10 protein-coding genes are annotated in these 14,504 nt (G+C 46.8%); 3 read left to right on the forward strand and 7 right to left on the reverse strand.

What is annotated here, in order from left to right:
- Window positions 1–78: 78 nt before the first annotated feature.
- From AB4Y93_RS11325 to AB4Y93_RS11350, 6 genes are all read right to left on the reverse strand, one after another.
- Entirely contained in the window at window positions 79–2,169 is a 2,091-nt protein-coding gene (locus AB4Y93_RS11325; protein ID WP_441891916.1) for a glycosyl hydrolase 115 family protein, read from the reverse strand.
- Window positions 2,170–2,352: 183 nt separating this feature from the next.
- Window positions 2,353–4,590 carry a helix-turn-helix domain-containing protein gene (locus tag AB4Y93_RS11330; protein ID WP_441891918.1) on the reverse strand — a complete coding sequence of 746 codons (2,238 nt, stop codon included), beginning with the start codon at window positions 4,588–4,590 and terminating at the stop codon, window positions 2,353–2,355.
- A gap of 73 nt (window positions 4,591–4,663) precedes the next feature.
- A complete protein-coding gene (locus AB4Y93_RS11335) occupies window positions 4,664–6,295 on the reverse strand; it encodes an extracellular solute-binding protein (RefSeq protein ID WP_441891920.1) in 1,632 nt (543 codons plus the stop codon).
- A gap of 64 nt (window positions 6,296–6,359) precedes the next feature.
- Entirely contained in the window at window positions 6,360–7,022 is a 663-nt protein-coding gene (locus AB4Y93_RS11340) for a rhamnogalacturonan acetylesterase (RefSeq protein ID WP_441891922.1), read from the reverse strand.
- A complete protein-coding gene (locus AB4Y93_RS11345) occupies window positions 7,019–7,900 on the reverse strand; it encodes a carbohydrate ABC transporter permease (RefSeq protein ID WP_441891924.1) in 882 nt (293 codons plus the stop codon). Before AB4Y93_RS11345 ends, AB4Y93_RS11340 begins: the two co-directional genes overlap by 4 nt.
- 11 nt (window positions 7,901–7,911) lie before the next feature.
- On the reverse strand, window positions 7,912–8,865 hold the full coding sequence (locus tag AB4Y93_RS11350) for an ABC transporter permease (RefSeq protein ID WP_441891926.1): 954 nt from the start codon (window positions 8,863–8,865) through the stop codon (window positions 7,912–7,914).
- Window positions 8,866–9,238: 373 nt separating this feature from the next.
- On the opposite strand from AB4Y93_RS11350, the gene AB4Y93_RS11355 reads away from it, so the two are divergent.
- From AB4Y93_RS11355 to AB4Y93_RS11365, 3 genes are all read left to right on the forward strand, one after another.
- On the forward strand, window positions 9,239–10,042 hold the full coding sequence (locus tag AB4Y93_RS11355; protein WP_441891928.1) for an alpha/beta hydrolase: 804 nt from the start codon (window positions 9,239–9,241) through the stop codon (window positions 10,040–10,042).
- 458 nt (window positions 10,043–10,500) lie between these two features.
- Window positions 10,501–11,115: a TetR/AcrR family transcriptional regulator gene (locus tag AB4Y93_RS11360; protein ID WP_441891930.1), complete on the forward strand. Its 615-nt coding sequence runs from the start codon at window positions 10,501–10,503 to the stop codon at window positions 11,113–11,115.
- Between the two features lie 51 nt (window positions 11,116–11,166).
- The gene (locus tag AB4Y93_RS11365) at window positions 11,167–13,533 is read left to right on the forward strand and encodes an MMPL family transporter (RefSeq protein WP_441891932.1); all 2,367 of its coding nucleotides are present in this window, start codon (window positions 11,167–11,169) and stop codon (window positions 13,531–13,533) included.
- Between the two features lie 45 nt (window positions 13,534–13,578).
- Here AB4Y93_RS11365 and AB4Y93_RS11370 read toward each other — a convergent pair whose 3' ends face one another.
- Window positions 13,579–14,418 (reverse strand): SPL family radical SAM protein, encoded by an 840-nt coding sequence (locus tag AB4Y93_RS11370; protein ID WP_441891934.1) that lies wholly within the window; start codon window positions 14,416–14,418, stop codon window positions 13,579–13,581.
- Window positions 14,419–14,504 lie beyond the last annotated feature (86 nt).

A 14,504-nucleotide genomic window follows, 5' to 3' on the forward strand; every position in this document is an offset into this window, starting at 1 on the left:
CATCTGGAACGGAATATGGTCAAGTGGGGCAAGCAAAAAGCCGACTTACCGGTTCAGCGGTAAGTCGGCTTTGAAATATTAGGAGCTAGTATGATTATTTGCGAAATATTGCTTCAAAAGTTGAGCAAGCTCATCGTCAGACAACGGATTGCGATGCGTATTTTCTAGGTAGATATATTTTTCCGTCTCCGGCATGAGGTATTCCTTATACCATAGGAAGAAGTCCGGACTATCACCATGCATACGGATAAACCTTCTTAATGTATCTACATTTTGTACGGTGCTTAATATATTCGTCAGCCAGTCAGCCTCGTAGAAGCGTTCCCACTTCCCATGCTCGGACTCTCTTAGCGCTGCGAGCCCTCTGCGGTAACTCCACATCGATTCCGAAGCGAAAACGAACGCCTGCGGATAACGCTTCTCATTAAACTCCCTATAGGAGCGGCAAAGCCAATAGAATCCTTCACAGCCTGATAAATGGAGCTCGCCATGGTACCGAAGCTGATCGATCGCTCTGCGGCGATCCCCAGGTTCAAGCATCGTCAGTACTTTATTACAGCGCTTCAACCAATTGGTCCACTTCTGAATGCCGGGCACAAGCTGCTCTTCAAAGCCTTTCACTTGATCCAGGAAAGGAGCATCACCTACCGCCCAGTTGAGTCTCGGATCAGGTTCCCCGTCTTTCCCCTGCAGCCAATGCCCGATGATCTGTCTAGCAGGATGATGGTAATATTCATCACCAGCCAGATCGTCTGCATGGGGTCCATATTGGATAGCAGCTTCCGTATAGCTGCGATATAACTCCACAATTTCATCCTTATGTGAAGTATAATAGCTGCTCACGAACTGCTCCAAATGCTGCTCTACGTTCATTTCCCCCGTGTTCCACAGCTCTCTCATCATATCCAGCGAATAGACATGCGGACGAATGTTTCCGCTGTTCACAAGTAGATATTCATGCGCTCCGCTCGTGAAGGCTGACTCAATCTCCTGCTTCAAAAAACCAGCCGAGCCCGGATACAGCGTCAGATGATTGGATGCCTGTAAGTCATGGAAAGTAATATGGTAATAAACACCATGCTTGCCTCCGTCATCAGCTGCAGGAAGTGCATTAATCCGGAAGTTCTGATTATTATGTCTTCTTGATACCATTTTGCCGTAACCGTTATCAGCCCAAATCTTAATCACATCTTCAGGCAGTTCGATATATCCGCCTTTATACAGCTCAGAGATCTCACCATACAATGCCGCACAAAAGACGGGATTCGAAACCGCGCTGCTAATCATGTCATACTGCCTTTTAATAACCTTACTGATCATGGCACCACGCGTCTCGGATGTGTCAAAGTAGGGATCATTCATCCAGAACGGTGCATCCCCTTGCCCCCGGAAAGACAATACCCACAGCACATTCATATCCTTCTGCTCTTCAATGGCCTCCTGCCATAAGCTCTCGAACAGCTCAGGCTCCTGCTGATAGCTTGCCGTTCTGCCAGGAAAGGCACGCAGGAACATCTCCGCTCCAAGCGGCTCCGCATGATGATGCGTGACCCAAAGGCCCATTTCGGCTGCAAGCTTATAATGGATCCCGTCTCTTGGCAAATCTGTCCCCGGAATAACCATATTCCCTCCACAGCGCAGCAATGCTTCAAATACAGGCTCCCACACTTCCCTTGTAGGAGGATACGGTTCCTTCCAGCCGATTAAGCATACTTCATCGTTCACGAACCATCCGCGGTAGCGGACCTTTGCTTCTGGAGCCTCATATTCCTCATAGGGAATAACAATCTCGCTGCGGCGCACGATCGCTTGATCCGCCCAGAACCAGAAAGGCTGAATACCCAGATAAATGCGCGAAAATTCCAAAATGCCGTATACGATTCCGAGGTCGTCATACCCAATAATGCTCATACAGGCGGCGTCTTCGTCCAGATGGAACCGATAGCAGAAGGCCTCCGGCCGTTGCGGACAATCATCCTGTTCTTCCGATAACCGAATAATCAGCTCCGCTGAACCTGAATCCGTAACTAGATTTGGTTTTTCGCCTAATACAGTCTCCAAATCCCGCATCAATATGTTCAAAGCATGCTCGATCGGAGAAGACGGTTTGGCAGCTAATTGTACAGGAACAGCCCCTTTCAACTTCAATTGAGATATTGTCTGATTCATTTGATGTTCAGCATCCTCTCGTCTATAGTCTATTATTTTGTTCCTCTACTATATGAAGAGGCTGATATACTGCACAATAGACACCTTTCAGCACATGCACTAAATTCCGAAAAGCTAGACAGGATTGCTTTTTGCGTATGCAAATAAAGCCCGGATCAGATTATCCGGGCTTTCGTCATATGATTAGTCCTCAACCGAGCTCTTTATCTCTGATTCCCGATACTGCCCTGGAGAGAGGCCAACAATCTTCTTGAATACTCTTATAAAAGAAGTAGGATTTGCATAGCCCATCATCTCGGAAATAACCTGCACCGTCACATCCGATTCCCGAAGCAGTCTTTTTGCGTACTCGATCCGCAGGCCAATCAAGAAATCACTGAAATTTTGACCAATGCTTTCCTTGAACAGCTGGCTCAAATATTTTGGACTGATCTGGAATCGATCGCTCAGCAGGGTAAGGGAAAGGTTAGGGTCCATAAAATGCTCCACGACATAATCGCGTATTTCTCTCATCAGTGAATTATGGCGCTTGCTTTGCGAGAGCTCCTCGATATGCTCCGAAAGCTTCGTTAAGGTCTGGAGGAAATTCTGCTCGAGCTGCGCTAGCGTATCCGACTGCTCTGCCGCCATAACAAGCTGCGGCTTAGCCTCCTGCAGCCAAGGCTTCTTCGCTTCCGGCAATGCGCCATCCAATTCATATTCCAGATGGAACATCAAATAATGAAGCAGACGGTCCACATCATCCTTGCGCAATCGATGAACAGCCATCTCACTGAACAACCGCTTCAGCTCATTCTGCCATTCGTTCTCCGACATCCGGAGCTGGCGGACAAGGGTACGGATCATCTCCAAATAATCGAACCATTCCCCACCTAATTTCCCCTTCACCTCAACCGCGTCAATGATTTGGTTAATCCCAAGTGACACTTTGCGGCTGACGGCCGCCTCTGCCTCCTCAAACGAATGGGCAATCGAGGATTCATCATCTGCCGAGATTCCGATCCCAATCGTAACGGTGAAATCCAGATGGCTTTCGACCCATGACCGGATTTCCTCGGAGAGCTGCAGCAGTTGATGTTCCAAAGCTCCACTATCATCTGCAATAAGAAGAATAACGAGCTGGTTCTTCGCAATCCACTCAACGATCACCTTGAGCCCATACTTCTCAGCGGTCTCAACGGCCACACTGCTGACGACAAACTTAAATAAGGATTGATCATTTGGGGTGTATTTCAGACCAAACTGAACATAATGGTCAAGCTCTAGCACGCCTACAATAAAATGACCAGCGGACAGTCCAAAATGATTCCACTCCTGCTCCCATGCTGCACGGTCTTCTATATATTCACCCTTTAACAGCATTTGCAAAAACTGCTGCCGCCGAATAACCAAATGCTCCTGCTGCTGCTCTTGGAAGGCCATGTTATTCGTAATTAAACGTTCAATCGCCTGATCGATAAAGGAGAACTCGTTTTCCTTTTCTTTCGGATCAGCCGGCTTCACGATGGAGGAGAATCGTTCAATCCGATGAAGGATGGATTCGATCGGCTTATAGTTTCGCCTGGTGATGTAGAACATCGACCCAATTGCAATGACAATAACGCTAAGCCCCAGTAAAATCCACAAGGTGCTGCCATGGAACAGAAAATCGAGCAGCTGCCCGCCTTTAATACTGATCCGATAGGTCCAGCCGGTATAGTCCGAGAGCACATCCGCGCTTAGCCTGTTTTTGGATGGAGCCGTGTGTCCCGCATTAAAGAACGAATTCCCTTTTGCATCATACAGCTGCGCATCCGTTATCGTATGGTCAATCATTTGGCCAATATAGGTGTTTAACGCTGAGATCTTGACGTTAACCATCAAGTAACCAAGACTGCCGGAATCCCGCGGAATCTTGAAGCCTAAGGTTGTAACACGTACCTGTGAAGAGGAGCCTTGTGCCATACTCTCTCTAATGCGCGGAGAAGACCAGACTCCCGTGTAAGCCTGATTCAGTGAGCTTTGAACGAAGCCTTGATCCGGAAATTGATCTAACGGACGGATCGTGCTTTGATCGAGCACTCTGCTGTCCTTTACTCTATACAGATAGACGGAATCAATAAGACCATAACGTACCATTAGCCCGCTGAGCAGGTTGGAAGCTTCGTAATCAAGCGCACGGTCAGACGGAGCTTCGAGAAATTGCTGAAGATTGCCGCCTGTTTCAATCATTTTCTGAGCATCAATCGAGATATTTTTCAGAGAGCTGTCCACCATATTGGTGATATATTCCGCCGTCAGCTGATTCGCTTGAAGCGCGTTTCTCACATTAAACTGATTGATAATGGAGAAGAAGATGAAGATAAGCACACTAATCGTAACAAAAAGGATGGGAAGGTAAGAAAGAAGCATCCTCATAATATAGTTATTGTTTACTTTCATAGCTTCCCATCCTTTTGTATATAGAAATAGGGGCAAACCCCATAGCTTGAATGGGGTTTGCCTATTTAATCATTTATTTTTTCAGTTCCTGATAAGCCGCACGACGCTCGTCCTGAATCGCTTGGCCGCCAAGCTTCATGTATTCGGTGACGCCATCATCAAATATTTTGTTGAACTGATCTGGCTTAGCCAGAATACTCTTCACGACAATTTCATAGGCCTTGGCCTTCAGTGTCGTACCATATTTAATCTCCGATTCAATTGGACGGTCGAAGCGAGGTATCGTGTAACCGTCTTTAAGCGCGTTCTGAATCGACTGCTTCGCAATCTCTTCATAACCAGGGAATTGGTAAGCCGTAGCTTCAATATCTTTTTCGATTGAGCCAAAGTCTTTACCGTTAGAAATGATAGCAATATCGTTGTTGTTATAGAAGGTCTTCTTCGCTTCATCCGTTGTGATAGCTTTAGGGAAGCCGTTCTCCAGTGTATAATGCTCGCCTTCGTTACCATTCTGCAGCGTAAACAAAACATCAGCTTGAGACATCCAGTCCAAATATTTAATAGCCTCTGCTGCATGCTTGCTCGTCTTCGGAATCATCATGTGCATGCCGATCGGATCGTAGATCGATTTCGGCGTCTTGCCTTCTTCGTCTGTAAACGGATCAATCGCAATATATTCTGCGCCTGGAACGTTCTGCTTAAGCGTATCAAACACTTTGCCAGGTGCCATCAGATTGGGGTGAGCAGCCAGTGCAGTAAAGGCACCGACATACCCGTTCGCTACATCGCTCTCGAATTGCTTGCCGTCTTTATCGAGCGCGAAATCAGGATTAATGAGGCCTTCTTGAAAGAATTTATTCAAATATTGCATGCCATCTTTATAGCCCGGCTTTGTTAATTCCGGAATATAGCTCGATGTCGTCAGAGAGTAGAACTCTTCTTCTGTCATCTTTTTCACAAAGGCATTAACGAGTACGAATGGAGTCGTAATCGACGTGCTGTCGATTGCGCTGAAATCATAAGGAATGACTTTGCCGCCTGTTTGGCCAGGGTCCTTCTCCTTAAACGCTTTCATTGTTTCGTAGAACTCTTCTGTTGTTTTTGGAGCCTGCAAGCCTAGCTTATCCAGCCAATCCTTACGGATATACGTAGACTGGGTGAATTGCAGCGGGCGCTTCGCAGGAATCGTATACTGCTTGCCGTTGAACACCCCGTAATTCAATACATCATCACCAAGGAACTTCTTTAGGTTTGGTGCGTTCTCGAGCAGCGAAGTGAGATCAGTCAAGCCGTCATCCTTCACGTAATTGTAAATCGTATTCATATCGTAAGTAAACACAAGATCGGGAGCGTCGCCAGTTGCCATAAGGACGTTTAGCTTGTCTACTTCCTGATTCCGTGGAACCGGTACGAATTCAAGCTTAATATTGTTCGGATCACCAAAGTTCTTTTGGATCCATTGCGTCCAGTAGTTATCCGTTACAGGACCAGCTCCAGCCGGTGCATTGCCACGGTCAAATACTTCAACCTTCAGTGTTACCTTTTCTTTGCTTGTGTTCGCTGTTGCTGTGCTATCAGGCGATGTTGATTCTGATGTGCCAGAAGAGTTGTTATTGTCATTCGAATTTCCGCACGCCGACAGTACACTTGCCAGCAGCACAACTGCTGCCGATGTTGCAAACCATTTTTTCTGTTTTGCTTGCATGTACGAATCCCCTTTTCGAATAATGTATCTTGCTATATGTTATCACCTCTGCCAGGCAGAGAGATTAACCAAAGACTGGGTACTGCTTGATGAGTGCCTCAGCCACGATGCGTGCAATAGCTTCAGCTCCGCATTCATTCAGATGCGTATCATCATTAATTCCGTCTGGATAGTTCGAATGTTCACCAGGCATCAGCCAGGTTATCCATTCTTTGGATTTGAGCTCACCCATCTCCTTAAAAGCAGCAGCACTTCTTCCATTCAGATCGATAAACGATACTTTTTCCCGCACAGCCAATGCTTCCACCGAACGCGGATAATCGCCATGCGTATGGATCAGGAGCCCATCAAAGTCAAAGTGTCTGCGGCAAATCGGAGAAATTAGAACGGGTGTTGCTCCTTTATCCTTTACTCCCCCAATATACTGCTGAAGATACTTTGGAAACGTATCCCAGGGACTGGTGTGCCTGTCCATATCTTCCTTGCTGTCATTATGGCCAAATTGGATTAGCAGAAAGTCTCCTGGTTGAATTCTCTCCAGAATCGACTCCAGCCTTCCTTCCTCTATGAAACTCTTGGAACTTCTGCCGCATACACCTTCATTCGCAACCCGGTAAGAGGCCGGAAGGAATAGTCCAAGCTTCGCTCCCCAGCCTTGCATCGGTGCCTGCTCGGGAGGATAATTTGCAGCCGTGGAATCACCGGCAATATATACCGTCAAGGTCATCCTTTCACCGCCCCGACCATAACCCCAGATACGAAATACCGCTGCAGCCACGGATAGACAATAAGAATCGGTAATGTTGCGAACATAATACTTGCCGCTTTAAGTCCTTCCGGAACAACCTCCGATGCTGCCGCACCTTCCTGTGCTGTCAGATCCGTAACCATACTGTTCATGACAACCTGATACAGCTTGAGCTGAATCGGATACATTTCTGAATTACTTATATAGAAAAGGGCGTCCATAAATCCATTCCACCTGGATACCGCATAGAACAAGCTGAGTGTTGCCAGCACTGGAAGCGACAACGGCAGGACGATACGAATTAAGGTGCTAAGGTGTGAGCTGCCGTCCAGATAAGCGGATTCTTCAAGGCTCGCCGGTATGGATGTGAAGAAGGACCTCAGAATAATCAAGTTAAATGCACTAATCATACCCGGTAAAATAAGCGACGTCATATGATCAAGCATGCCAAGCTGTTTGACAAGCAGATATTCTGGAATCAAGCCTCCGCTGAAAAACATCGTAAAGACGATGATCATCATGAAAAATGATCTGCCCTTTAATTGAGTCTTGGTAAGCGGATATGCTGCACATATACTCATCACCATACTGACAATCGTAAATACAGTTGTCAGTATGATTGTAAGTCCCATCGAGCGCAGCATTCTGGCGTCCTGGAAAACGATTTTGTAGGATTCAAAGTCCCAGCCTCGCGGAAAAATCGTAACCCGTTCGGAGATAATTTCTTGTTTAGAGCTCAGAGACATTGCAATGATATGCAGGAATGGTATGAGACAAAGGAGCATGGCCGCTCCAACAATGATCATAATAACGATGTCCGACGGTCTTACTCTCTTCAGTTTCGCTTCATTTGTCATGCTGCTGCCTCCTACCATATTCCTTGCTCTCCGAATTTCTTAGCGATGGTGTTCGATACAATAACGAAGATTAGTCCAACGAGTGCCTGGAACAGGCCCATTGCTGTTGCAAGCGAGAATTGTGCGGATTGCAGACCCGCTTTATAGACAAACGTACTAATAACCTCTGCATAATCCATGACAAGGGTATTGCCCATAACGAATGGACGTTCAAATCCAATCGTCATAATGTGGCCCAGCTGCATAATCAGCATAACGACAATAGTAGGCCGAATGCCTGGGAGCGTAATATGCCACATTTTCTTCAGCCTGCCTGCCCCATCTACGTCTGCTGCCTCGTACAAATCCCGGTTAATACCGGTCAAAGCCGCCAGATAAATAATCGTTCCCCAGCCTGCGCTTTGCCAGATCCCCGTGCCAAGATACACAAACAGCCAATGGTTCTTCTCCGTCAGGAACGGAATCGATTCGAAGCCTAGTGAAGTGACTACGTTGTTGATCAGACCGCCCTTATTGGAGAACATTTGATAGACAAGACCGCCGATAATGATCCATGAAATGAAGTGCGGCAAGTAAAGGAGCGTCTGTGCTGTTTTCTTAAACCAGAGCACCCGAAGCTCATTAAGAAGAAGCGCCAGGAAGATTGGTGCAGGGAAGGAGAAAATAAGATCCAGAAAATTCAGCATCAGCGTATTACGCACCACATCATAAAACTGGCTCATCTTGAACAGCTCCTGGAAGTTCTCGAAGCCAATCCAAGGGCTGCCGCCTACTCCTTTGAAAATGCTGTAGTCCTGAAAAGCGATAGCTGCCCCATACATTGGGACGTACTTAAAAAGAATGAAATAAGCAATGGGGAGAATCATCAGTAAATACAGCTGATAATCCTTCCAGATTCCTGTTGCCTGCCGGCGTTTGATGGCTGGAATTGGTTTGCTTTTTGTTTGTGCAAAGCTCCGATCCATGTGTATCCCTTCTCTCTATGATGTTCTTTATGAAATTGCATTTGTCTGAACCGTTCCTTACTGGGTCCGGTGGTCCAGGTCGACTAATCACACTATACGGGGACGGCAACTCATGGCACAATAGACTCTTTTCTGAGCATATTCCGAATTCCGAACTCCTTGATACGACTGGGTTTGAGGTACTTCCAAGCAGGCTGGCCGATGGCGATCGGAATCTAGTTCATAGACGGGAATAGGCTCATATCCTTCAGGACAAAATCTGCGCAAGTCTCTTGAATTGCACAAAATCGAGCGAGAAGCGTTGCTGAATCTGCGTTAAACTTGAAGGAGTTCATAGATTGGAAATGCCATTTACAGGAGGGCTTAAAAGTAGATGAAGCAGGAGACGATTAAATTAGAAATCAGTAAGCGTGCAACTTTGACTGTCTATCTTCACGACATTATAGAATGGACTGACAAAGCACGTCCTATTATTCTCATCACTCCTGGAGGAGCCTATCGGTTCGTTTCCGAACGAGAGGCTGAGCCGGTGGCGATTGCTTTCTACCATGCAGGCTATCATGCCGCAATTCTGCGTTATTCCTGCGAGGAAGATGCCAGAGATATGCAGCCGATGGCTGAGGCTTTGGAATCGATTCGGATTCTAAGAGAGCATGCTGAGGAATGGCGGATTATAGAAGACAAAATCGCCGTATGCGGCTTTTCGGCAGGCGGACATTTGGCAGCAGCAAGCGGTACGATGTGGAATGAACCCGCCCTCATGGAGCGACTGAACTACACCGGGGATCGTTTAAAACCAAATGCCTTGATTCTAGGGTATCCCGTCATTACCTCTGGCGAATTTGCACACCGAGAATCGTTCTATCACTTAAGTGGATCGCATGAAAACGATGAGGTTTCCAGCTTCTACTCGATTGAAAAACGCGTGAACAGCGAGACTCCCCCAACGTTCATCTGGCATACAGAGGATGATGAGGCAGTAACAGTCGAGAATGCACTGCTTATGATCAGCGCTTTGCGCAAAGCAAACGTATCGTTCGAATGCCATATCTTCAATAAAGGACAGCATGGCCTGTCCATGTGCAATCAGGAGGTGCATACACCACACCCGCATGCGGCTCATTGGTTTGAACTATGCGTGGAGTGGCTGGACACGATTGGGTTTGGTTTGGAGTAAGGGACGGTATAGCGCCGGTCAACCGACCGGCTGACCAACCCGCCACCAGCTAACACGCTAGCCAACCAGCCCATCAACCCGCCAACGTGTAACGAATCGTAGTAACGTTATTTGACCTATATCAAACAAACTAGAATTCTAAGGAATCGTAGTAACACTATTTCGGCAAAATACTTATTAGACTGGGCATGTAAGGTCAAATAAGAATATAACGGTTCGTTAGATTTTAAAATCGGTCATTTTCGGGCAAATAAGAATATGTCGATTCGTTAGAACATACGAATGGGGTTGTCCATAAGCCACTCGGCTTTGAGGACAACCCCTCTTTATTTGTAGTATTTTCCCACCGCCACAAAACCGTCAAACTCTTCCCATTGTGCATCTTTGCCCAATGGGCAATAATATAAGATATAGAGATATTTATTCGAAAAGAGGTGAAGGCACACAGCCGAATAACCATGAACAAGCAAAGCTTGCGTGATGTCAAAAGAGAGGCGACCGCTAACCTGCTTGCCGAAGCCGCGTTTGATCTCGCGATGGAACTTGGAATGGATGGCTTTGTTGTTGAGGATGTTGTGCAACGCGCAGGATACTCGAGAAGAACGTTTGCGAACCATTTCTCCTGTAAGGAGGAAGCGGTTGTGATGGGTGCCTCCGCCTTCAACAATGTGGATGAGGTGCAGCATCTGATCGAGAGCTTGACCGAGAACTCCAACCCGCTGCAGGTATTGGAGCAGTTGGTCAGAATGGAGCTTACCGCTGGCCTGTTCAAAAAAACGCGCGAGCTCGTCAAACTTTCCAAGCAGCATCCTACGTTAGAGCCCTATATTCTTAGTGCTCTGCATCATCATCAAGGCGATGCTCAGGAATTACTCATTAATTTGTTCGAAGACAAATATGCGACCGGCTATATCCAACTGCTTGTTGGAGCCGTGTATGGTGCTGCACTGCCTATGCTGTATGGAAGCAGCAATATCCAGTTCCCCGGTCAAACGAAGGATGAGTCTTCAGAGTCTATCCTGTTAGATCAATATTTGGATGAGATGTTCACGTTTTTAAAGAACGGTTTCTAAGTTGTCGTACTGTACTATCATTCCCTATATAAAAAGGAGAACCACACTGTTATGTCTACTTTCCTGTACAAAATAGGCAAAACCGCTTATAACAAGCCTTGGCATTTTATTATCGCCTGGGTCGCTATTCTTGGCATTGTTGGCGCCCTGATTGGCATTAACGGGATCCACACCAGCTCCGAGATGAAGATTAAAGGTACGGAAGCGCAAAAGGTGCTCGATCAGTTGGCAAAAGAATTGCCTGAAGCATCCGGCGGTCAAGCAAGCGTTGTCTTCACCGCTCCAAAGGGCGAACGTCTGGATACTCCGGAACGTATAACCGCCGTTATGAAAGCGATCAATGATGTTTATGGTATTGAATATGTTATTAATCCTGCTGAAGCAGCTGCGGCACAAGGTGCAACGGCAACTAATGCTCAAACAGATGCTGCTGCTCCTGATAAAACACAAGGCACAGAAACAGATCAAGCAGCTGCGACTCAGCAGGCTCCATATGGTCCGCTGATGGTTGATGGCAATCCTGTCCCTGGCGTCATGATCTCTTCCGATGGGAATGTAGCACTGTTCCAATTCCAGTTCACCGTTCAGCAAATGTCACTGCCACAAGAAGTTATCGACTCTGTTGTTGCTGACGTTACAGCTGTTGAACAAGCGAACTTAGGCATCAAAGCATTACCTAGCGATACGCTTGTAGGTAAACCGGCTATTGGTGCTACCGAAGGAATCGGAATTGTTGTTGCAGCTGTCGTTCTATTTATCACACTAGGCTCTGTTGTTGCAGCCGGCCTTCCGCTTGTCACGGCACTTCTTGGTGTAGGTATTAGTGTAGGTGGTGCATATTCCCTCTCCAAATTCATTCCGATGACCGATATCACTCCTGCACTTGCCATGATGGTTGGTTTGGCTGTTGGTATCGACTATTCCTTATTCATCGTGAACCGTCAGCGCCGCATGATCCTGGATCAGGGCCTAAGTGCACGTGAAGCTGCAAGCAGAGCGGTTGGTACTGCCGGCAGCGCTGTATTTTTCGCAGGACTAACCGTTATTATCGCGTTATGCGGCATGATTGTTATGAATATTGATTTTCTTTCTGCCATGGCGCTTGTCGCAGCAGCGAGTGTATTCATCAATGTCCTCGTAGCTTTAACTTTGTTGCCTGCACTGCTTGGTCTTGTAGGTGAACGCATCTGTTCAGACAAAGCACGGAAGAAAAACAAAGAGCAAGGGAAAGTATCCCGTCAAGGTACGGCACACCGCTGGGCGAATGGGGTTGTAAAACGCCGCTGGCTCGTTATTCTTGGTGTAATCGTTGTTCTTGGCGCAGCCGCAATTCCAGCTGCCGAAATGAAATTAGGTATGCCTTCTGGAGATACAGCAAACCTTGATACGGCAGCAAGACAAAGCTACGACGCCATCTCTGCCGGCTTCGGCGAAGGCTTCAATTCTCCGCTATTGCTAGTTGCTGAACCAGCAAGCTCTTCTGACAAAGTCACTCCTGAGTTGTTAGGCAAGCTTGTTCAGGATATTCAACAGCATGATGATGTCGCAATCGTTTCTCCAATGGGTATTAACGAGACAGGTGACATCGGTATTATCAGTGTTATTCCGAAATCAGGTCCTACCGACGAAGCAACTAACAAACTTGTTCAAGAGCTTCGTGATCAAGACTCCAACATCTCGCAAAATAACAAAGTGACGCTTGGCGTGACCGGCTTTACCGCGATCAACATTGATATGTCTGCGAAGCTGGCTGAAGTGTTCCCGATCTATATCGGTATCATTCTCATCCTGTCGCTTATCATCTTGCTGCTCGTATTCCGTTCGATCATCGTTCCGATTAAAGCAACAATCGGGTTCCTGCTTAGTATCTTGGCTACCTTCGGTATTACAACCGCTGTGTTCCAATGGGGCTGGCTGCATGACCTGTTTGGCTTTGATACCGGCGGTCCGCTTCTCAGCTTTATGCCAATTATGGTATCCGGTATTCTGTATGGGCTTGCGATGGACTATCAGGTATTCCTTGTCAGCTCCATGCGTGAAGCTTATGTCCATGGTCACAAAGGAACTTCAAGTGTGGTCGATGGCTATCAACAGGCAAGCCGTGTTGTAGTGGCGGCAGCTGTCATCATGGTATCCGTCTTCGCCGGATTCATTCTAACCGAAGACATTATGCTCAAACAGATCGGTTTTGCCCTTACCATCGGCATTCTGATCGATGCTTTCTTCGTTCGTATGGCGCTTGTTCCCGCTATTATGGCTGTCTTTGGCGACAAAGCATGGAGCATGCCAAAATGGCTTGACCGCATTCTTCCGAACCTTGACGTGGAGGGCGATAAGCTGATTGCAGAGCTTAACAAATCGGCGAATCAAAAAGATAATAAAGAGATGAAGAAGGCTAAACCAAGCCGGGCACATTAATTGTAAGACCAAGAAAGACCACTGTTGTCAGTGGTCTTTCTTTTTTTATGGTTTTAACGGGAAAGCTTCGCTCTTCGAAACATGAATCATCTCTTGTGGAAAAAAAGAGCGGAAATACGTCTCTACCCTGGAGTGAATATCGCTTCTATACCAATCCGTCAGATCATGGTCATCAAACAGCTGAGGCATGCCTAGCCGCTTCGATCGTTTCCCCAATGAACCGTCCCCAATGTTTAAGGTGTCGATCCAAATACGATCCGCAATTCCTTCTAGTGTCTTCGGAAAATCAGGCGTAAACGGCAGCACAGGTGAAATCGCAGCCTGCGTCATAATCCCTGCAGCATGCACTTCTCTTAACGCTTTCATACGAAGCTTGATGCCCGGCGCATAGGGAGCAAACAGCTGCTTCATATCTTCCCGATCCGTCTCAACCGTCATGGACACAAGAACATCGCATTTGTCCTTCAACTGTACAATGAGGTCCAAATCCTTCAGAATAAGTGGACTTCGCGTCTGAATTTGGACGAGATCAGGCGGTGACTCCAGCATTTCCTGCAGGATCCTCCGGGTAATACCCGCTTCCCGTTCAATAGGCTGATAAGGATCTGTCGCCGACGACATAAAGATATTAATCGGTTTGTTTTTACGGCGAAGCTTCATCACTTCATTGCGGTAGATCTCCGCCGCATTTGTCTTGATGTCCACCCATTCCCCCCAAGGGATCTGCTTGAACTTCTGAATCGGCATTTCTCTAACGTAGCAATATTTGCAGGCAAACGCACAGCCGCTATATGGATTAAGAGAGTGGGTAAAACCAATATCTAAGTAACCCTTGGCTTCGCTAAGGATGCTCTTGGACAGGATCTCTTTAATTTCAACAGTCATTTCAATTCCCTCCATTCACAAAACAGGAACATTTGTTCTTATATTATACCTAGAGAGAATGAATTATTCAAATAAGAAAAAAGAGA

The sequence above is a fragment of the Paenibacillus sp. YAF4_2 genome, assembly GCF_052113225.1.
Classification (GTDB): domain Bacteria; phylum Bacillota; class Bacilli; order Paenibacillales; family Paenibacillaceae; genus Pristimantibacillus.